The organism is Aeromonas schubertii, from assembly GCF_000820105.1.
In the GTDB taxonomy this organism is placed as follows: Bacteria; Pseudomonadota; Gammaproteobacteria; order Enterobacterales; family Aeromonadaceae; genus Aeromonas; species Aeromonas schubertii.
In genome coordinates this window covers 86,393-106,486 of the sequence record NZ_CDDB01000068.1, presented here as the reverse complement: position 1 = coordinate 106,486, position 20,094 = coordinate 86,393, and the positions used below count along the sequence as shown (strand labels likewise).

Here is a 20,094-nt window from a genome sequence, read left to right as displayed (position 1 = left end):
CCACTTACCCGCCCTCCCCGGCAAGCACCGCACCCGCCGGCAGTGGGAGGCATGGTTAACCGTAACGGCGACGGTAGAGGCGCAGGCCGATGGCCACCATGGCGGCAATAAAGAGAGTGCCGGAGCAGATAAGCAGGCTCTTGGTCAGTAGCTGCTGATGCTGGGCGAAGAAGGGGATGGTCATGACGGCCCGTCCAAACAGCGCCAGCAGCATGCTCCAGAGAAAGGCGCTGGCAAAACTCGAGACCATGACGCCGCCAAGACGCAGACGCGACATCCCCATCAACATGGGAGTCAGGACCCGCACGAAGGGGATAAAGCGCGAAGAGAACATGGCGAGAAAGCCGTAGCGGTTGAGCAGCCGGGAGGCCTTGGGCAGGCTCTCGTCGGGGATGGCTCTCTCTATCATCCCCATGAAGGAGGTGCCGTGCAGGGCGTGCCCCTGCCAATAGGCGATAAGGCTGCCGAGACCGGCGGCGAGGGGCATGTAGAACAGTGCCACCTCAGGCCCCATCACACCGAGGCCGGTCAGCCCCCCCGCCAGCAGCACCAGGCTGTCCCCCGGCAGGGGGAGAAAAACGAAGCTCGATTCGAGAAAGAGGATCACCATCAGGCAGGCGATGAGGGGCCCCATGGCCTGCATATGGATCAGTTGGTTGTAGTCTTGATGCCAGATGGCCACCAGCAACTCATGCATGATGCGCTATCGCTCCTCGTCATGCCGGCCCCCGTCGACCAGAGGGCCAACGCAAGCAAGGGTTGGCCCCGGGGCCAATCAAACACAGTGGCAGAAGCCTACCGCGCTACGGCCCCCATGAACAGCCCCATTGGAAGCCAAATTCCCGTCAAGACGTGAGGATGCTCCAATTTCGACCCGATTTTACTCACCGGGGTTGGCCGCCCGCCCCAGTTGCCGGCGCCGATAGAGACGCAGCCCTATGGTGATGATGGCCACCATAAAGAGCAGCAGGGAGGTGACCAACAGGCACTTGGCGAAGAGATGGTGGTACTCGGCCAGCAATGGCACCTGCATCATCCCCTTGCTGATGAGGCTAAGGGCAAGGCTCCAGAGAAAGGCGCTGGCGAAGCTGACCAGCGCCACCCGGGGCAGGTGCAGCCGCGAGACCCCCATCAGCATGGGGGTAAGCACGCGCACAAAGGGGATGAAACGGGAGAGAAACATGGCCAGAAAGCCATAGCGCTTGAGCAGGCCGCCGGCCCGCTCCACACTCCCCTCGGGAATGAGGCGCTCGATATGGTGCATGAAGCGGGTACCGGCCAGCGCATGCCCCTGCCAATAAGCCACCATGCTCCCCAACCCGGCAGCCAGCGGCAGATAGAGCAGGGTTACCTCGGGACCCAGCACCCCAAGGCCGACCAGGCCACCGGCCAGCAACACCAGGCTGTCCCCCGGCAGGGGGAGAAAGACGAAGCTCGATTCGAGAAAGAGGATGACGACCAGGCAGGTGACCAGCAGGCCGACGGCGCCAAGATGGCTCAGTTGTTCATAATCCTGCTGCCAGATGGCGACCAGCATCTCCTGCATCTACTGCGACTCCGAATGGGAAAAAAGATGAAGGGAGCCCGGCTCCCGGGCTCCCTTATAGGGTAAGGCAACTGAATAAACCATTAATGACCCGGTTGCAAAATCCCCTTGCCGCGCCACAGCAGTCGGTCCCACGACCAACGGCCGCCTCCCAGAATAACCAGGGTCAAGAGTTGCCATCCCCACAGGCGGTGATCGTAGAAACCCTGCTCCCACAAGGCGGGGTAGGAGAGCACGGCCATGGCATTGAAGCCAAACAGCAGCAGAGCCACAGGGCGCGTCATCAGCCCCAGCAACAGCAAGGGGGGCAGCAGCAGCTCGGTGCCGGTACCTATCCAGGCGGCCCACTGCCAGGGCAGCAGAGGTACCTGATACTCAAACTCGAACAGGTAGAGGGTGCTGTCCCAGCTGCTGATCTTCAGGATCCCGGCCCGCAGGAAGGCGGCGGCGACGGTCACTCTGGCCAGCAGCAGGAGCAGATCGAGAAGGTGCGGCTGCAGGCGGGCCTGCCAACGCAGGGCCGATTCAAATAGGGGATTCATCAAGGGACTCCTTATTATTCGGTTGCCACCCCGCAATCAGTCGATGGGGCAGCAGGGTGGCCAGAGTCGCGAGCAGGTCGCTCTGCTCACTGGCCAGGGTATCCAGGGTGTCGCCGGCCTCAATGCTGACCAGCAGTTGCCATTGCTCGGGGGTGAGGGGGATCCCCACGACCCGGTGATCCGCCCCCTTGCGCAAAGCCAGCCAGCAGGGGCTATCCAGCGCATCCGGTGCCGCCCCGTCAGAGAGGGCCATCGCCCAGAGTGCCGCCACCGGTGCCTCTGCCCGAAACAGACAGAGATCCTGCACCGGCACCAGATGTCCCTTGCCAATGAGGACGGGATCCAGGCCCGCCAGCGAGTCGGGATCGAAGTGGCGTGGATCGTGGGGGCGCAAGGCACAGCGCTCGCGCACCCATTCAAACCGCGCCAAGTCGGCCAGCCAGGGGAGATGAGCCGTCGTCGGCAGGCTCGCCAACCAGCCGTCAAACCCCTCTCCGTAATCTTGCAGCGCCCCGTGGTTGAGGGGGGTGGCCAACACAAAGCCGCGAGCGGCGACGGCGAAATACTCCTCCCCCACCATGGCGGCTACCGCCGGATAGGTTGCCGCCAGTGCCTCACTCAGGCTCAAGATGAAGTGATTACGGTAGATCTGCAGCAGCGCCTCGGCCGGAATCGCCCCCTGCTGCAGGGTCATCGCCACCTCATCGCCCTCGGTCAGCAGGGCTCTGGCGACCCCTTGCTGCCACTCATGCAGCGCGCTCATGCGATGCCTCCAGTATGGTGGCGGCCTTGCCAGCCTCAGCCAGCAGCACATCGAAGGAGGGGATCTCGAGATCCCATTCGATCAGGGTCAGCACGGGGTGGTGGGCAACCCATTGGCGGTAGAGTTGCCACACGCCATCGACGACGGGGGCACTGTGGGTATCGATATAAATGCGCCCCTCGGGCAGCACCTTCTCGGTATATCCGGCCAGGTGGATCTCCTCGACCGTATCCGGGTCAAGGGCCGCCAGATAGCATTCCGGGTCGAAACCGTGGTTATGGGCACTCACATAGAGGTTGTTGAGATCGAGCAAGAGCCCGCATCCGGTCAGCTGCTGCAAGCGGGCCAGAAACTCCCACTCGGTCAGCTCCGGTGCGGCAAACATAAAGTAGGAAGAGGGATTCTCAATCAGCAGGCGGCGCCCCAGAGCATCTTGTACCGCGCTCACCTTGTCGGCAAAGTGAGCCAGCGCCGCCCGGGTATAGGGCATGGGCAAGAGATCGTTAAAGAAACGGCCATCCACCGAGCTCCAGCTCAGATGTTCGGAGACCCGGATCGGCTTCGTCTCGTCGATCAGTTGCTGTAGCTGACGCAGATGATGGCGATCGAGGGGATCGGCCGATCCCAGCGACATGCCGACTCCGTGCAGGCTGATCGGGTAGTGGCGAGCGGCCTGCCGCAGCCATTCCCGTGCCTCGCCGTGAGGGTTGAAGTAGTTTTCGCTATGAACCTCCAGCCACCCCAGCGCAGGACGCTCGGTGAGCAGAGCCTGGTAGTGGGGGGGACGCCAGCCTATGCCGACCAGAGGGTGATACGCGCTATTCATCGGTCGCTCCTGAGACGGCAGGGGGCGCAGGCCCCCTGCCCTCCGCTTACATGGGCTTGAGGCTACCGCCGGCCAGCTTCTCGCACAGCCCCTTGGGGACGACGACGAAGGCATCCTTCATGGCATCTTCCTTGGCAGTACCGGCGCAGGAGCTGGACTTGGTGGCGCAATCATTCTTGCCGGCCTTGACCACCCCATAGCACTTCTCTTTCTCGTCTGCGGCAAAGGCGGGGGCAGCTGCCATCTGGGCACCCAGGGCCAGCAGACCGGTAACGACGGAGGCGATTGCGATAGATTTGCTCATGATCAGTTTCCTTTTTTACTGTGGTTAACGTGCCCTCATGACACGCTCACAGATAAAACCGGGATCACGGCCGATAAATTTCACCCCAACAAACTTTTTTTTTAATGTCCGTTGAGACGAATGAGTTTGCTCAAGGTCAGCAAGGTCTGGGTGGAAAAATCGCAGACGCAGAGCACGAAGGTGAGCTCGTCTGCCTGCCAGGCCTGCTGGGGACGTTCATGCTCGGCAATGATAAAGCCGAGCAGCTCCCCTTCATGGTGCAAGGGGGCCATCAGGACACGACCGGCAAAGGGGGTGAGGCCAAGCTGGGTGAGCATGGCGCTGAAGCGGGCGAGGTCATAGGGGTCACTGAGCACCAGGCAGGGCTCATCCCCCTGACGGGACTGCTCGTAGCGCCCCTGCAACATGGCCATGGGCATAGAGAAACCCTGCTGATGCTCCTGCTTGGAGGCGAGATAGAGATCCTGGCAGTAGAGACGCTCCTCCCCTTCGGTGCAAAACCAGAGGCTGGCGCGCACCGCCCCCGTCCCTTCACAGATGGCACGGGTCACGACTCCGGCGGCGCGTCTGGCATCCTCCCGGGTCAGGGCATCGCTGCTCGCCAGGGCCAGCAGGGCATCGAGCTGACCGCGCAGGCGCCGTTGGGCCATGAGCTGCTCCTCGCGCAGCGTTTCCAGGGTATCGAGCATCTGATTGCAGTCGAGCGCAACCTGCGCCAACTCGTCTCTCCCCTCCACCAACACCCGTCGCACCGTCCCCTCGTTGGTGATAAGCCGCAGGTTGGCGGCCAGCCGCTCCAGCCTGGCCGTGACCCCCTGATTGAGGATGAGCAGCACCAGGGCACCAAACAGCAGCACGGCTCCCCCTCCCCACAGGATCAGGCGATTGGCGATGGCGCGTCCCTCTTCCCGCCACATACGCCCCTGGGTGACCGAGAAGGGGATCATCTGCCCCTCCAGCCCCTCAAGAGCTCCGAAGACGGTGATCTCCTGCCCCGCCACCTTGAGGGCCCGCTCTCCCAGCATCAGGTTGCGCCTCTGCTCTTCGTTAAGGGCCGAAGCCAGGGCCTGTTCATCGGGTAGCACCAGAGTCAGGGAGAGGCGCTTTCTCAGCTGCACCAACAAGGGATCGTCCAGATGCCTGGCGAGCAACAAGATGCCACGGCTGGGCCCCTCCCCCTCGCTGGTGAGAATGGGGGCGCCAGCAATCAAAAGACGCTCCTCTCCATCCAGCCAGAGGCCGGAGAACTCCCGCCCCACGGGCTGACGGGCCAACAGGCGCTCCTGCCGTGCCAACTGCTCGGCAGACAGGGGGCCAACGCGCCCTTGCTCATAACCCTGGGCAAACAGCAGGTGGCGAGCACCGTCATAGATGGCAATATGGTCAAACCCCAGTGTTTCAAAGGTACGGGCATTGATGTTCGAGGCCAGATAGCGGGGATCCCGATCGGCCATATAGTGATAGGTGTCGTCCCACTCGGCCCAGTCCCGGGTCAGGCGCAGCAGATTGCCTACCTCACCACCGATGGCCTGCACCACCCGATTTTGGTTGCGGTCAATGGCCCCGCGCTCGAGCTCGGCGAAGCGCTCCTCGACCAGCAGATGCAGCCCCAGATAGCCCGAGGTCAGCAGCAACAGCAGCACCAACAGGATGGAGAGGGTGATTCGGCGGCTAATCTTCATGGTGAGCTCCGGCAGAGGGTGGCACCTTGAGTCTAAAACACCACCATAGCACTGCGCGCCGCGCCTGGCACTTACCTGTTTACAGGGGGCGAGAGACGTGTGGAAGTGATTTCCATTAGCATTTAAAATGGCATCCCAATGCCGTAGTGGACCCCAATATGGATAGCCTGACCCAGTTTTTCCTCTCCCCGCTCTGGCACAAGGCCGAGGGGTTGCTCGACTTTAACGGTCGTCTCGGCCTCCCCTTTCTGGCCATCTCCTTGCTGGTCGCCTTCCTGCTCTATCGCCACCAGACACGCAAAGGGTATAGCCAGGCGCACAGTTTCGGTGCCTTTCTGGGAGGACGGCGAATCTGGTTACACCGCTCGGCGCTGGTCGATTACCAGTACTACTTCGTGCGGGCCATCCTCCATGTCGTCTTCATCCTCCCTGTCCTGGGCTGGCTCGATCCCCTGCTGCTCAAGAGCGGGGATGTGCAGGCACTGTTGGAGCGACTGTGGGGTGCCCGCCCGCGCCTTGGGGAGAATCTCACTCTCATGGCACTCTATGGCCTGGGGGCCTTCCTGGTGAGCGACTTTGCCCACTACTGGCTGCATCGCGCCTTCCATGGCCGCTGGCTATGGGAGTTTCACAAGGTGCACCACAGCGCCACCGTCATGGTGCCGCCAACCGCCAGCCGTATCCATGTGATGGAGAAGCTGTGCGAGATGATCCTCAAAGGGACCCTGCTCGCCCTCTATGCGGGGGTGGTCTACTGGTTATGCGGCGGTGAAGTGGATAAATACACCCTGTTCGGGGTGAGTTATATGGTGCTTATCTTCAACTCCCTGGCCGCCAATCTGCGCCATACCCATATCTGGCTCTCCTTCGGCCCCCGCATCGAACACATCCTCAACAGCCCGGCCCAGCACCAGATCCACCACAGTCGGGACCCCAGGCATTTCAACCGCAACTTTGGCACCAATCTCTCCCTGTGGGACTGGATGTTCGGCACCCTCTATGTCACGACGCCGGTGCCGGAGTCGCTGGAGTTCGGCGTCGGCCCCAAGGACAACGAACGCTATATGCGCCTGCATAATCTGATCATGCGTCCCTTCTGGGTTACTGCCTGCAAACTGTGGCGAGCCACCCGAAGCCAGGGACGGCAGCAGGAGTCGACCCCGTAAAGGAAGAGGCCACCGCGTCTGCGATGGCCTCTGGTCTTTAGTGGGGCGTCATTTCGTCGCGAAGGCGAAAGCGCTCGAGGCGGCTCGAGAGCTCACGGGCCAGGGCATCGAGCTCCATACTGCTTTGCTCCAGCGTTGCAGAGTGCTGGCGATGGGCTTCATAGAGCTCCCTTATTCCGAGCACATTGCTCTGGATATCATCGGTCACATAACGCTGCTCTTCGGTCGCTGTGGCCACCTGGGCCGTCATGTCGCTGACCCGGCGAACCTCGTTGACGATCCCGGAGAGCTCACCGCCGGCCCGTTTGGCCTCATGCACGCAGCGATCGGCCTGCTCACTGCCCGAATGCATGGCCGCCACCGCCTGACGGGCGCCACTGCGCAATCTCGTGAGCATCTGCTCTATCTCATCGGCCGATTGCTGGGTGCGTGCCGCCAACGCTCTCACCTCTTCGGCGACAACCGCAAAACCACGCCCCGACTCCCCGGCCCGGGCCGCCTCGATAGCGGCATTGAGGGCGAGCAGGTTGGTGCGATCGGAGATCTGCTTGATAAGATCCAGCGCCGCGGCAACCGATTCGGTCTCCGCATTGAGGCTGTCGACCAGAGACTGGGTCTCGGCCAGGGTCGAGGAGACCCGTTGAATGGCGGCGATGGTCTGATCCACCTCCTCGTCGCCCTGACGGGCCCGCCCGATTGCCTGCTGGGTCGCCTGGGAGGTTTCGGTCGCATTGCGCGCTATCTCGGTGACCGTACTGGCCATCTCGGTAGCCGCCGTGGCCACCAGATCGACCTGACCAAAGCCGCGAGCCACCCCCTCATTGACTTCGGCGATCACCCGGGCCGAATCGGCGGCACTGCGCGTCAGCACATGGCAGGAGCGACGCACCTCGACCATCAGCCCCTCCAGATGCTCGAGGAAATGGTTGAGATCCCGGGCCAGGGCCCCCAGCTCATCACCGGAGTGCCAGTTCACCCGCACACTCAGGTCGTTGTTTTGAACCAGACTGCGGAAGGTTCGGTGCAGACGGGTAAAGCCCTGATGCAGGTCGGTGACTATCTTCCAGCTCACCACCATGGTCACCAGCAGGCAGAGCAGCACGGCCCCTGCCGCCCACCAGAACTGGCGCCAAGTGGCCTCATAGAGCCGGGTCACCCCCTGATTGAGCTCCCGATAGAGGCTATCCTCCGCCCCCTTGAGCAGCTCTATCTTCTGGGTGCTGAGGGCAAACCACTGCTCCGGATCGACCCCGAACTGCCCCTCATTGGCCTTGCCGAGGGCCAGTTGCTCCAGCTCGGCTACCTTGCCCACCACAGGATTCTGCAAGGTAGTGGCCAGCAGGGTGCGCTGTGCCTCGGTGGCCTGGGCATTGAATCGCTCCAGATAGGTCTGCTGGGCCGATAGCAAGGCAATAAACTTCTGCAGCAGCACGGGAGTGAAGGCGTCACTGGCGAAGACATTGCTTAACGTGGCACGCTCCAGCCCCAGGCGCTCCTTGCTCTGCAAGAAGGCCGCATAGGCGCTGGTCTGCAGCGCAAGATCCGCATCTTCGCTGCGCTGACTGACCCCATCGACAGCCCCCAGCAGATGGCCAATCAGACCGGTATAAAAGGAGACCATATCCCCGACCGGCACCGAGAGGGCCGAAACCCGCTCACGCATGGCCGTCAACCCTTGCAAGGCCTGCTGTACGTCGCTCAGGGCCCGCAGGGAGGGCTCGCTGGCAAAGCGGCCAAGCAGGGCGTCAACCCGGGCGCGCTGCTCGGGCAGGGCCCCCGCAAACTTGCTCCCTTTCGAGCCGACAAATCCTGCCGACATGCCGCGCTCTTTTTGCAGCTCGTGGGCCAGTTGCGCCGTCTCCTGCACAATAGCCAGCTGTGCCAATGCCTCTCCCATCCGCTCGCCGCTCTGATAACGCTCCAACACGAAGCGGCCCGAGAAAAAGAGCAGCGCCAGGAGTGGAAGACAGACGATCAGCAGCATCTTGCCGGTCAGCCCAAGCTTTTTCATCCCTCACCTCATTAACTTACCGAAAGGTCAACTAACAGATTAGGCGACCGTATCCATGTTCTGCATGAGCCACCTCATGGTTTGAGTAAATAAAGAAATACCGGCCCGAAGGCCGGTATCCGGGGAGAAGGCCCAGGGGTCCCCTCCTCTGATGACCACTGTCATCATTCTCCTGAGCTTAGTGCATCGTTGGCCGACGCCGGGTCTCTGACGGACCCAACCATGCTGAGCAAAAAACAGGCCAATTTATCTGCACCTCAACATACCGCCTCACGGGGCGTGTCATCGCCACTCTCCCGTCACCCGCCACTCCAGGAGGCGGCAGCCTTATCCCCGGGGCGGCAAGGATTGCCACTTCCGGCTCTCCATATGCGTCGGCTCACACTCCCACTCTCCTCCCGTGATGGCTGACAAAAATACGACCATCAGTGACAGCGTAGAGGGTGAGATAGGTTCCCAATAGAGCCACACCCAATAAGGAGTAGACGATGACGCTACAAGCCGTGCTCGACGATTTCAGCACCCGCTGGGGATTTCCCCCACTGCGACTCGATGAGACGAGGCGCTGCCAACTGCTTGTCGACGACAAGCTGCCGCTCTTCTTCTTCGAACAGGAATCCGATGACGAGACGACCCTGATGTTGATGGCCAGCATAGGGATACTTTCTCGCGAGCCGGCCCGACGCCTGCAGACCCTGGAACTGCTGGCCCAGGGGAACTATGCCGGCATCGCCACCGGGGGACAGACCCTTGCCCTGTCGCCGGATGGCCGCCAGCTGGTGCTCTTTGGCAAGCGTCCTCTGTCACAACTGAGTGCCGGGGCACTGGGTGCCTGGCTCGAGCAACTGACCGGGCAAGCCCTGGAGTGGCAAGCCAGACTCGCCATGCAGGAACAGCAGATCCCGGCCGAGCCCCCCGCCCCGGCACAACGCGACGCCATCCGAATCTAGGAGAGTCCCATGCCCACCTCACTTCATTCCATCCCGGATCTGGCCCGCTTCGCGGCCAAAGCGGCCCCCGGTGACGAACGTATCCTGAGCAAGCAAGGAGAGGTCACGACGGCCGGCCTGCTACACCGTGGCCACAAATATGCCTTGCTGAGCCAACACCTGCTTCATACCGAGTTCAAACGCTTTGCCCAGGAGAACATAAAGACTCATTTAGACCTCAAGGAGGCACTGAAACAGGCCGCACCACTCGAGATCGCCTTGCAGGCCTTCTCCCTGCTGAGCCCGGCGGCCTATCGCGGTGAACCTCTCACCCGAGAGGCGTTGCTTGAGGTCACCACCCTGCTCGAGGAGCTAAAACTCGATAGCCAGAGCTACGCCGAGCTCAAACAGCGCTTCGACAAGGTGAGTCAGGATCCCAGGCTGCAAGCCTGTCTCGAGCTGCACTATCCGGGCAAGATGGACGGGTTGTTTAAGGCGTTGCTGCACCAGGCCAAAGAGACGGCACGCACCACCGGGGTCAACGTGACCATCAGCATGCTGCTACCCGGGATTGGAGCCATGATTGCCGCCGGTCGGGAGTTTTATCAGGTCACCAAGGCATGTGACAGGGAAGCCCATCACCACCAGGTCCAACAGATTGGTCAACTCCCCGGCAGGGGCAGCCGCCTGGGGCACATCAGCGGCGATGTGCTCAGTAAAGAGCATGCCCTGATCGCCACCAAGGGGGCGACCAACGCGACCCTGGGGGTCGCCCTCTCGGGGATTGGCAACTTCGGGGTGAGTGGTGTTGCGACCCATGGCGTGGCCAAGATAGCCGCCAAGGCTCTGCCCATGGTTGCCAGCAAGGCCCTCACCTCGGCGCTGCCCACCGCCGTGAATCAGGGGGCCGCTTATCTCATCGGAGAGGAGGCGGACGACACACTGACAGACCAACGACTCTCGGATGTCTTGCCACGCCTCGAGGTGAGTAACGAGATGGGCGCGTTTAGTTTCAGCATGCTGGACAAGGGGTCAGTGCGCGCCCTGCTCACCTATCTGGGACCGGCAGCAGATCCTGCACTGCTCACTCCAGAGGCTCCGGCCAATCTCAGGGAGATGGAGCAGGCCAGGCTGGCCCTCAAGGGACAACTCGGCTCCCCTCCCGATGAGCAGTTACTCCCCGGTCGCCACGAGGAGAATGCCCCCACCGAGGCGCTCAAACTCAGCCATCAGGCCTATCAGAAGCTACTCGATGAGGACTACCACTGGTTGTTGCCTGCGGTGAGCGTGCTCGACAAGGGAACCGGGGAAGACCTTAACCAGAAGCTTGCCTACCGGCTTCCCCTGCAGGCAGAAAACGGGACCGTCTATCTGGAAAAGAGCCCCCGGCTGAGCCAGGAGCAACTTGAGGCCCTCAAAGAGACGGGGGCGCCCAGCCAGCTCAAGCTCCTCTACCTGGCGGAGGGCTGGCTCTAGCCTGCACTATAAAAAACGCCAGCCTTGCGGCTGGCGCTCTCCCCTTGGGGGGCTTATTTCAGGTCGAAGCGGTCGTTGTTCATCACCTTGACCCAGGCCTTGACGAAGTCGCGGACAAACTTCTCCTTGCCATCAAACTGGGCATAGACCTCGGCGTAGGCACGCAGCACAGAGTTGGAGCCAAACACCAGGTCAACCCGGGTGGCAGTCCACTTCACGGCGCCGCTCTGGCGATCCACTATGTCGTAGCTGTTGCGCCCGGTGGGCTTCCAGCTATAGGCCATGTCGGTCAGGTTGACGAAGAAGTCGTTGCTGAGCACCCCGACCCGGTCGGTAAAGACGCCGTGGGCCGAGCCGCCATGGTTGGTGCCAAGCACCCGCATGCCGCCGACCAGCACTGTCATCTCGCGGGCGGTAAGCCCCAGCAGTTGGGCGCGGTCGAGCAGCATCTCTTCGGGCTGCACCTTGTAGTGCCCCTTCTGCCAGTTGCGAAACCCGTCGTGCAGCGGCTCCAGGAAGGCGAACGACTCGGCATCGGTCTGCTCGGCGCTGGCATCGCCCCGGCCCGGTGCAAAGGGTACGACGATATCAACGCCGGCCAGCTTGGCCGCCTGCTCTACCGCCGCGCTGCCGCCCAGCACAATCAGGTCGGCGATGCTGACCGGCTTGCCGAGGGTAGCCTGCAAGGCAAGCAGGGCATTAAGCACCTTCTCGAGGCGAGCAGGCTCGTTGCCCTCCCACGCCTTCATGGGAGCGAGGCGGATACGGGCCCCGTTGGCACCGCCACGATAGTCGGAGCCACGGAAGGTGCGGGCGCTGTCCCACGCGGTGGCAATCAGATCGCTTGGCGCCACCCCGCAGGCCAGCAACTTGCCCTTGATCTCGCTCACTTCCTCATCAGAGAGTTGATAATCCACCGCCGGTACCGGGTCCTGCCACACCAGCACCTCGCTCGGCACTTCCGGGCCCAGGTAGCGGCTGCGCGGCCCCATGTCGCGGTGGGTCAACTTGAACCAGGCGCGGGCAAAGGCGTCGGAGAAGAGCGCTTGATCGGCGGCGAAACGCTCGGAGATCTCCCGATAGACGGGGTCAAAGCGCAGGGCCATGTCGGCATCGGTCATGATGGGGTTGCAGCGGATAGAGGCATCTTCCACGTCCACCGGGCGATCTTCCTCCTTGATGACGACGGGCTCCCACTGCCAGGCGCCGGCCGGGCTCTTCTTGAGCCACCAGTCATGGCCCAGCAGCATCTTGAAGTAGCCGTTGTCCCAACGGGTCGGATTACTGGTCCAGGCCCCCTCGATGCCGCTGGTGACCGTATCGCGGCCGATGCCACGGGTCTCGTGGTTCATCCACCCCAGCCCCTGCTCGTGCAGATCGGCGCCCTCCGGGGCCGGGCCCAGACGGGCGGCGCTGCCGTTGCCGTGCGCCTTGCCGACGGTGTGGCCACCGGCGGTGAGGGCGACGGTCTCTTCGTCATTCATCCCCATGCGGGCAAAGGTAACGCGCATGTCCTGGGCCGTCTTCAGGGGATCGGGATTGCCGTCCACCCCTTCCGGATTGACGTAAATCAGCCCCATCATCACTGCCGCCAGCGGGTTTTCCAGATCCCGCTCGCCGCTGTAACGACTCCCTTCGCCGCCGCTTGGCGCCAGCCACTCCTTCTCGGAGCCCCAGTAAACGTCTTTTTCCGGATGCCAGATATCCTCGCGGCCGCCGGCAAAACCGAAGGTCTTGAGCCCCATGGATTCATAGGCAACGTTGCCCGCCAGTATCATCAGGTCGGCCCAGGAGATCTTGTTGCCGTATTTTTGTTTGATGGGCCACAGCAGACGACGCGCCTTGTCCAGATTGCCGTTATCGGGCCAGCTGTTGAGGGGGGCGAAGCGCTGGTTGCCGGTGTTGGCACCGCCACGGCCGTCGGTGGCGCGATAGCTGCCTGCGGAGTGCCAGGCCATGCGGATCATCAGGCCGCCGTAGTGCCCCCAGTCGGCCGGCCACCAGGGCTGGCTATCGGTCATCAGGGCATGGAGATCGGCCTTTAGGGCGTCGTAGTCGAGGCTGTGAAACGCCTCGGCATAATTGAAAGACTCATCCATCGGATTGGTCTTGCTGTCGTGTTGGTGCAGGATGTCGAGATTGAGGGCATTGGGCCACCAGATTGGGGTCTCCTGGCTGGCAGAGGTGGCGGCACCGTGGGCGATGGGGCATTGACCGGCCCCGCTGGCGTGTTTGTCCATCTATCAGATCCTCATGTGGTCGTCATAACGGCGAAACCCTTCGCTTCGCTGATGAGACTAGCCTACGCCCGCTAAAACACCTTGAACATTGAATTAAAAAGCTCACATCAATCGCTTTTTAAGATTAAGCCCCCCCACAATCCGAATACGATCACTCCTTTTCTCCACCCGGGGCAACCGAGATGAGATACACAGTCACACCCTGTTCGCTATCCCTCATCACCTCGATGGACTCCCTTCACGCTAAAGCCCCAAACGGGTCTCTTTCGTGCAGAGATCTCGACATAGTCACTGTGCGCCTCCAGGGGCTGTACGCTGAGGCTGGCCGCACCGGCGGCGCCCGTATGAAGCAGGCTTAACAGGGCTGCACGTATCATCTTCAGTTCCTTATGCGTCCGGATGAACTCCGGGTAAAGTAACAAGGGCGGCCAATTGGCCGCCCTTGTTACTTTTAGCAATCAGCGGATCGTCGCCATCTTCCTGACGCAGCGCTGTTCGCGCTCATCCACCCGTTTGGCAAACCAGGCGGTGGTGAGGTTGCGGGTGATCTTGGGGCTTTTGAGCTGGATGCCGGGCAGGATGGCGCGCGGCAGCCGCTTGCCGGCCTTCTGGTCAGCCAGGGTGAAGACCCTGTGATAGAGGGCACTCTGGGCAAACTCGCTGCTATCGCCAAGCCTGAGGCTCTGATGGATGGCCGTCTTGCTCATCTTGAGCCGGCCGGCCAGGGTGTAGACGGCCAGCTCGGTGTTGCCGGGCTTGTCGGTATCGTAACGAATGAGATCCCCATCCAGCGCCAGGGTCTTGCCACTTAGCCGGCTCACTGCGGCCTGGAAGGCAGCATTGCGGCTCGCATACCAGCCCGCGTTGAAGTCGGCGAAGCGATAGAGGGTATCGGGGTAGTCGGCCGGGTAGCCGAAGATGTGTTTGGTGCCAAACCAGATGCCGCCACGGCGGGTGAGCACCTCATGACGGATGGACTCCTTGACCGGATAGGGGTAGCCGCGGGCATTGGCCTCGGCAAAGGCCACACTCACCTGCATGGGACCGCCGGTACGCACCGGGTTCATGTTGCCAAAGAGCTGCTTGCCCATCGGTACCTCTCCGATCATGTCTTCAAAAATCTCGCTCATCTGCCGCTCGGTGCGAAGCGCATCGATGCGTGCGGCATAGGTTTTGCCAGTTGGAGATTGGATGGAGAGTGCGGTGCGCACCATGAATTCAGGGATGAGCAGCTTGCCGGCGCGGGCATTGATCTCCTTCCAGGCGATCTTGCTTAAATTGGGTACCACGGGATCGGCCTGGTAGGTGGCCTCCTGCTCGGCCACCGCCAGCACGGTGCAGACGTTGTGATCGCTCACCGTCAACCCCTGGGTGGTGAGGGCCGTCACCACATCGTTGGCCCAGCCTGGTTTGTCCGCCACATTGCGTGGCAGGAACTTGACGATGCGGCTCTTCATGTCGGCCGGCTTTTGCGGCTGCATCGCCTTGGGAGTCGGGCGTCCCGCCGGCGTCACAGGGGCGGTCGGTGCCGGCGGCTCGCTGGCACAACCGGCGAGCAACAAGGCAAGAGAGAGGGCAGCCAGCGGCAGGCGTGGCAATCGGATCATCGGGGGCTCCCTGTCAGGCACCGACGAAGGGTGCGAGAAACAAATCGGGCCATTGTAGTGGAAGGGGAGCCTCTTTCGCACCCTTCCTCTGCCCCCCCAGGCGAGCACCGATAAAAAACACCCCGCCGGGGCGGGGTGTTGGTGACGCTCAGACTCGCTTAACGGGCATTGACCTGCTGATGCAGCTCCTGCACCGAGGCGACGCTCGCGGTAGCATCGACCGTGATGGCCATGCAGGCGGCGAAGGCGGCATTGAGGGTGGTGGTGTAAGCCACCTTGTGCTGCAGAGCGCCGCGGCGCAGCTGCTTGGAATCCTCGATGGCCTGGCGCCCCTCGGCGGTGTTGACGATGTAGGTGTACTCACCGTTCTTGATGCGATCCAGGATGTGCGGGCGCCCCTCGTGCACCTTGTTAACGAGGCGCGGGTTGATGCTCGCCTCCCCCAGGGTCACCGCAGTGCCGTGGGTGGCGTCGAGATCGTAGCCGAGCTCGAGCAGCTTGGCGGCCAGGTTGACCACCCGCTCCTTGTCGCCGTGACGCACCGAGAGCAGGGCGCGACCTTCGCGCGGCACCTGGTGACCGGCACCCAGCTGGGACTTGGCATAGGCCTCGGCGAAGGTGGCACCCACCCCCATGACTTCGCCGGTAGAGCGCATCTCCGGCCCCAGCAGCGGATCGACACCCGGGAACTTGGCAAATGGCAGCACCACTTCCTTCACCGAGTAGTAGGGCGGGATGATCTCGGTGGTGAAGCCCTGGCTCTTGAGGCTCTGACCGGCCATCACGCGGGCAGCGATCTTGGCCAGCGGCGCACCGGTAGCCTTGGAGACGAACGGCACGGTACGGGCGGCACGGGGGTTTACCTCGATGAGGTAAATCTCGTTGTCTTTGACCGCGAACTGCACGTTCATCAGACCCACTACGCCGAGCTCCAGGGCCAATTTTCGCACCTGCTCGCGCATCTCGTCCTGAATGGCCTTGGAGAGGGTGTAGGGCGGCAGGGAGCAAGCGGAGTCACCGGAGTGGATGCCGGCCTGTTCGATGTGCTCCATGATGCCACCGATGACCACGTCCACGCCGTCGCAGATGGCGTCCACGTCCACCTCGGTGGCATCGTCCAGGAAGCGGTCCAGCAGCACAGGCGACTCGTTGGAGACGCTCACCGCCTCGGCGAAGTAGCGGCGCAGGTCCTGCTCGTCATAGACGATCTCCATGGCGCGGCCACCCAGCACGTAGGAGGGGCGGACCACCAGCGGGTAGGTGATACGCGAGGCCAGGGCGACGGCCTGCTCCAGGGCGGTGACGGTGCCGTTTTCCGGCTGCTTGAGGCCCAGACGCTCCACGGCGGACTGGAAGCGCTCGCGATCTTCGGCGCGGTCGATGGCATCGGGGCTCGTGCCAATCACCGGCACGCCGTTGGCTTCCAATGCCCGTGCAAGCTTGAGCGGGGTCTGGCCACCGTACTGGACGATGACCCCCTTGGGCTGCTCGACCCGCACGATTTCCAGCACGTCTTCCAGGGTCACCGGCTCGAAGTAGAGGCGGTCGGAGGTGTCGTAGTCGGTGGAGACGGTTTCCGGGTTGCAGTTGACCATGATGGTCTCGTAACCGTCTTCGCGCAGGGCCAGGGCCGCGTGCACGCAGCAGTAGTCGAACTCGATGCCCTGACCGATACGGTTCGGGCCGCCACCGATGACCATGATCTTGTCGCGGTTGGTGGGGTTGGCCTCGCACTCCTCGTCATAGCTGGAGTACATGTAGGCGGTGTTGGTGGCAAACTCGGCCGCGCAAGTATCGACCCGCTTGTAGACCGGGAAGATGTTGTGACGGGCACGCAATTTACGCACTTCCCCTTCGGCCACGCCGAGGATCTTGGCCAGACGCGCGTCGGCGAAGCCCTTGCGCTTGAGGCTGCGCAGGAAGTCGGCATCGAGGCCGGCCATGCCGCGCTCTTTCACCTGCTCTTCGAGTTTGACCAGCTCTTCAATCTGCACCAGGAACCAGGGGTCAATCTTGGTCAGGCGGAACACGCCATCCATGGAGAGACCGGCGCGGAAGGCATCGGCGATGTAGAAGATGCGATCGCTGCCGGCATCTTGCAGCTCGTAGCGGATGCGGGTCAGGGAGTCTGGGGCGTTGAGATCCACCATGGGGTCAAAGCCGCTCTTGCCGGTCTCGAGGCCACGCAGAGCCTTGTGCAGGGACTCCTGGAAGTTGCGCCCGATGGCCATCACTTCACCGACCGACTTCATCTGGGTGGTCAGACGGTCGTTGGCGCCGGCAAACTTCTCGAAGTTGAAACGCGGCACCTTGGTGACCACGTAGTCGATGGCCGGCTCGAAGGAGGCCGGCGTCAGGCCACCGGTGATGTCGTTCATCAGCTCGTCGAGGGTATAACCGATGGCGAGCTTGGCCGCGACCTTGGCGATGGGGAAGCCGGTCGCCTTGGAGGCGAGCGCAGAGGAGCGCGACACCCGCGGGTTCATCTCGATGATGACCATGCGGCCATCTTTGGGGTTGATACCAAACTGAACGTTGGAGCCGCCGGTCTCGACGCCGATCTCGCGCAGCACCGCCATGGAGGCGTTGCGCATGATCTGGTACTCCTTGTCGGTCAGGGTCTGGGCCGGTGCGACCGTGATGGAGTCCCCGGTGTGGATGCCCATGGGATCGAAGTTCTCGATGGCGCAGACGATGATGCAGTTGTCGTTGCGATCGCGCACCACCTCCATCTCGTACTCTTTCCAACCGATCAGCGACTCGTCGATGAGCAGCTCCTTGGTCGGCGACAGATCCAGGCCGCGCTCGCAGATCTCGACGAACTCTTCGGTGTTGTAGGCGATACCGCCACCGGAGCCGCCCATGGTGAAGGAGGGACGGATGATGCAGGGGAAACCGACCATCTGCTGCACCTTCCACGCCTCTTCCATGTTGTGGGCGATGCCGGCGCGCGGGCACTCCAGGCCAATCTTGCGCATGGCCTGATCGAAGCGGTGACGGTCTTCGGCCTTGTCGATGGCATCGGCAGTGGCGCCGATCATCTCGACACCAAACTCCTTGAGCACCCCGTGGCGCTCCAGATCCAGGGCGCAGTTGAGGGCAGTCTGGCCACCCATAGTAGGCAGTACGGCGTCCGGACGCTCTTTCTTGATGATCTCACGCACCACTTCCCAGGTGATGGGCTCGATGTAGGTGGCGTCGGCCATCTCCGGGTCGGTCATGATGGTGGCCGGGTTGGAGTTGACCAGGATGACGCGGTACCCCTCCTCGCGCAGGGCCTTGCAGGCCTGGGCGCCGGAGTAGTCGAATTCGCAGGCCTGGCCGATGACGATGGGGCCGGCGCCGAGGATCAGGATGCTCTGAAGGTCGTTACGTTTTGGCATGAAACTCTTTCCTCTTATTCCTTAGGCGCGATACTGCTTAATCAATTCAATGAAGTGGTCGAACAGACCGGCACAGTCGTGCGGACCCGGGCTCGCCTCGGGGTGACCCTGGAAGCTGAAGGCCGGACGGTCGGTGCGATGAATGCCCTGGAGTGACCCATCGAACAGGGAGACGTGGGTCGCGCGCAGGCACTCGGGCAGGGTCTGCTCGTCCACCGCAAAACCGTGGTTCTGGGCGGTGATCATGACGGTATTGTCATCGAGGCTCTTGACCGGGTGGTTGGCGCCGTGGTGGCCAAACTTCATCTTCACCGTCTTGGCGCCGGAGGCCAGGCCCAGCAACTGGTGACCCAGGCAGATGCCAAACACCGGGGTATTGGTCTCAAGGAAGGCCTTGATGGCATTGATGGCGTAGTCGCACGGCTCGGGGTCGCCGGGGCCGTTGGAGAGGAAGATGCCGTCCGGGTTCATCGCCAACACCTCGGCAGCCGGGGTCTTGGCCGGCACCACGGTCAGGCGGCAGCCACGATCCACCAGCATACGCAGGATGTTGCGCTTGACGCCGAAGTCGTAGGCCACCACGTGGTATTTGAGCTGGTCGGCATCCGGGGTGACATGCCCCTTGCCAAGCTGCCAGCTCCCCTCAGTCCAGCTGTATGTCTCAGCGACGGTCACTTCCTTGGCCAAGTCCATCCCCTTCAAACCCGGGAAAGCACGGGCTTGGCTCAGGGCGTGGGCTTCGTCGAGCTGTTTGCCGGCCAGGATGCAGCCGTTCTGGGCACCCTTTTCGCGCAGGATACGGGTCAGCTTGCGGGTGTCGATATCGGCGATCCCCACGATGCCGTGGGCCTTGAGATAGTCGGAGAGGGATTGCTGATTGCGGAAGTTGGAGGCGAGGATGGGAAGATCCCGGATGATGAGGCCCTGGGCGTGGATCTGGGTGGACTCTTCATCTTCTGCGTTGGTACCGGTGTTACCGATATGGGGATAAGTGAGGGTGACGATCTGACGAGAATAGGAGGGGTCGGTGAGAATTTCCTGGTAACCCGTCATCGACGTATTAAACACCACCTCACCAACGGAACATCCCTCGGCGCCAATCGATACGCCCTTGAAGACAGTTCCGTCTTCCAGCACTAACAATGCAGTGTGACTCAAGACAACCTCCAGTTTTTTAGCTTTAAATTCAGCAATTTACCTGGGTGTTGCGGGCCTTCCTTCGGGTCTGTGGGACCCGCCTGGGCCGGCAGATTTCGGGCAAATTGCGCGCATTCTACTGAAAACTTGTGGCATTTCAACCAACAATCTCAGCGGCAATGCATTAAAATTCTATAAAAAAGCAACTTCAGTCATTATCTATGCATTTGGACACGATACAACCCCCACATCCAAACTTTTTTGCCACCCACAAACGCAGATGAAGTCATGCGCCACAAATACAAAAACAAATTCGATTTAATTCATTTCTTTCATGCACTTAAAAACACAAAAACACGAGAACAAAACCAAAAAACAGCCCTGAAAGGCACTGGAAATTTATAAAACAGAAGAAAAACGTTTTACTGGTTATGCATTTTTAATCTTTTTGGCACCGCCGGGTTGATGGTTGTTTGTTGGCC

General features: G+C 61.8%; 15 protein-coding genes. 3 read left to right on the top strand and 12 right to left on the bottom strand.

Going from position 1 to position 20,094, the window contains the following annotated elements:
- Nucleotides 1-55 precede the first annotated feature (55 nt).
- The 7 genes from BN1133_RS13685 to BN1133_RS13655 form a co-directional block, all read right to left on the bottom strand.
- Nucleotides 56-697 (bottom strand): DedA family protein, encoded by a 642-nt coding sequence (locus tag BN1133_RS13685; protein ID WP_050667069.1) that lies wholly within the window; start codon nucleotides 695-697, stop codon nucleotides 56-58.
- Between the two features lie 183 nt (nucleotides 698-880).
- Nucleotides 881-1,546, bottom strand: coding sequence for a DedA family protein (locus tag BN1133_RS13680; protein ID WP_050667068.1), 666 nt, complete (start codon nucleotides 1,544-1,546; stop codon nucleotides 881-883).
- Between the two features lie 83 nt (nucleotides 1,547-1,629).
- On the bottom strand, nucleotides 1,630-2,088 hold the full coding sequence (locus BN1133_RS13675; RefSeq protein ID WP_082178012.1) for a DoxX family protein: 459 nt from the start codon (nucleotides 2,086-2,088) through the stop codon (nucleotides 1,630-1,632).
- Nucleotides 2,072-2,851 carry an HvfC/BufC N-terminal domain-containing protein gene (locus BN1133_RS13670; protein ID WP_050667067.1) on the bottom strand — a complete coding sequence of 260 codons (780 nt, stop codon included), beginning with the start codon at nucleotides 2,849-2,851 and terminating at the stop codon, nucleotides 2,072-2,074. Before BN1133_RS13670 ends, BN1133_RS13675 begins: the two co-directional genes overlap by 17 nt.
- Nucleotides 2,835-3,677, bottom strand: a complete 843-nt coding sequence (gene bufB, locus BN1133_RS13665) for an MNIO family bufferin maturase (RefSeq protein WP_050667066.1) — start codon at nucleotides 3,675-3,677, stop codon at nucleotides 2,835-2,837. Before bufB ends, BN1133_RS13670 begins: the two co-directional genes overlap by 17 nt.
- Before the next feature lie 46 nt (nucleotides 3,678-3,723).
- Complete coding sequence (locus tag BN1133_RS13660; RefSeq protein WP_050667065.1) at nucleotides 3,724-3,981, bottom strand: BufA1 family periplasmic bufferin-type metallophore; 258 nt, start codon at nucleotides 3,979-3,981, stop codon at nucleotides 3,724-3,726.
- 101 nt (nucleotides 3,982-4,082) lie between these two features.
- Nucleotides 4,083-5,663: a CHASE4 domain-containing protein gene (locus BN1133_RS13655; RefSeq protein WP_050667064.1), complete on the bottom strand. Its 1,581-nt coding sequence runs from the start codon at nucleotides 5,661-5,663 to the stop codon at nucleotides 4,083-4,085.
- Between the two features lie 158 nt (nucleotides 5,664-5,821).
- Here BN1133_RS13655 and BN1133_RS13650 point away from each other — a divergent pair, with 158 nt between their 5' ends.
- A complete protein-coding gene (locus BN1133_RS13650) occupies nucleotides 5,822-6,829 on the top strand; it encodes a sterol desaturase family protein (RefSeq protein WP_050667063.1) in 1,008 nt (335 codons plus the stop codon).
- Nucleotides 6,830-6,866: 37 nt separating this feature from the next.
- Here the strand turns inward: BN1133_RS13650 and BN1133_RS13645 are convergent, their stop codons facing one another.
- Complete coding sequence (locus BN1133_RS13645; RefSeq protein WP_050667062.1) at nucleotides 6,867-8,840, bottom strand: methyl-accepting chemotaxis protein; 1,974 nt, start codon at nucleotides 8,838-8,840, stop codon at nucleotides 6,867-6,869.
- A 488-nt stretch (nucleotides 8,841-9,328) separates the two neighbouring features.
- Here BN1133_RS13645 and BN1133_RS13640 point away from each other — a divergent pair, with 488 nt between their 5' ends.
- Together BN1133_RS13640 and BN1133_RS13635 are read left to right on the top strand one after the other, a co-directional pair.
- The gene (locus BN1133_RS13640; RefSeq protein ID WP_050667061.1) at nucleotides 9,329-9,790 is read left to right on the top strand and encodes a CesT family type III secretion system chaperone; all 462 of its coding nucleotides are present in this window, start codon (nucleotides 9,329-9,331) and stop codon (nucleotides 9,788-9,790) included.
- Nucleotides 9,791-9,799: 9 nt separating this feature from the next.
- A complete protein-coding gene (locus BN1133_RS13635; protein WP_050667060.1) occupies nucleotides 9,800-11,245 on the top strand; it encodes a hypothetical protein in 1,446 nt (481 codons plus the stop codon).
- Nucleotides 11,246-11,298: 53 nt separating this feature from the next.
- On the opposite strand, the gene katG is transcribed toward BN1133_RS13635, so the two are convergent.
- The 4 genes from katG to carA form a co-directional block, all read right to left on the bottom strand.
- A complete protein-coding gene (gene katG / locus BN1133_RS13630) occupies nucleotides 11,299-13,485 on the bottom strand; it encodes a catalase/peroxidase HPI (protein WP_050667059.1) in 2,187 nt (728 codons plus the stop codon).
- A 458-nt stretch (nucleotides 13,486-13,943) separates the two neighbouring features.
- Nucleotides 13,944-15,092, bottom strand: a complete 1,149-nt coding sequence (locus tag BN1133_RS13625; RefSeq protein ID WP_050667058.1) for a DUF1615 domain-containing protein — start codon at nucleotides 15,090-15,092, stop codon at nucleotides 13,944-13,946.
- A 158-nt stretch (nucleotides 15,093-15,250) separates the two neighbouring features.
- A complete protein-coding gene (gene carB / locus BN1133_RS13620; protein ID WP_050667057.1) occupies nucleotides 15,251-18,475 on the bottom strand; it encodes a carbamoyl-phosphate synthase large subunit in 3,225 nt (1,074 codons plus the stop codon).
- 21 nt (nucleotides 18,476-18,496) lie between these two features.
- Nucleotides 18,497-19,633, bottom strand: a complete 1,137-nt coding sequence (gene carA, locus BN1133_RS13615) for a glutamine-hydrolyzing carbamoyl-phosphate synthase small subunit (protein ID WP_050667056.1) — start codon at nucleotides 19,631-19,633, stop codon at nucleotides 18,497-18,499.
- Between the last annotated feature and the right edge of the window lie 461 nt (nucleotides 19,634-20,094).

Coding starts and splice junctions, on each gene's coding strand:
- BN1133_RS13625 (WP_050667058.1), bottom strand. CDS start 15,092: ATGATCCGATTGCCACGCCTGCCGCTGGCTGCCCTCTCTCTTGCCTTG.
- BN1133_RS13685 (WP_050667069.1), bottom strand. CDS start 697: ATGCATGAGTTGCTGGTGGCCATCTGGCATCAAGACTACAACCAACTG.
- BN1133_RS13635 (WP_050667060.1), top strand. CDS start 9,800: ATGCCCACCTCACTTCATTCCATCCCGGATCTGGCCCGCTTCGCGGCC.
- BN1133_RS13645 (WP_050667062.1), bottom strand. CDS start 8,840: ATGAAAAAGCTTGGGCTGACCGGCAAGATGCTGCTGATCGTCTGTCTT.
- BN1133_RS13675 (WP_082178012.1), bottom strand. CDS start 2,088: ATGAATCCCCTATTTGAATCGGCCCTGCGTTGGCAGGCCCGCCTGCAG.
- carB (WP_050667057.1), bottom strand. CDS start 18,475: ATGCCAAAACGTAACGACCTTCAGAGCATCCTGATCCTCGGCGCCGGC.
- BN1133_RS13640 (WP_050667061.1), top strand. CDS start 9,329: ATGACGCTACAAGCCGTGCTCGACGATTTCAGCACCCGCTGGGGATTT.
- BN1133_RS13660 (WP_050667065.1), bottom strand. CDS start 3,981: ATGAGCAAATCTATCGCAATCGCCTCCGTCGTTACCGGTCTGCTGGCC.
- katG (WP_050667059.1), bottom strand. CDS start 13,485: ATGGACAAACACGCCAGCGGGGCCGGTCAATGCCCCATCGCCCACGGT.
- BN1133_RS13650 (WP_050667063.1), top strand. CDS start 5,822: ATGGATAGCCTGACCCAGTTTTTCCTCTCCCCGCTCTGGCACAAGGCC.
- bufB (WP_050667066.1), bottom strand. CDS start 3,677: ATGAATAGCGCGTATCACCCTCTGGTCGGCATAGGCTGGCGTCCCCCC.
- BN1133_RS13680 (WP_050667068.1), bottom strand. CDS start 1,546: ATGCAGGAGATGCTGGTCGCCATCTGGCAGCAGGATTATGAACAACTG.
- BN1133_RS13670 (WP_050667067.1), bottom strand. CDS start 2,851: ATGAGCGCGCTGCATGAGTGGCAGCAAGGGGTCGCCAGAGCCCTGCTG.
- BN1133_RS13655 (WP_050667064.1), bottom strand. CDS start 5,663: ATGAAGATTAGCCGCCGAATCACCCTCTCCATCCTGTTGGTGCTGCTG.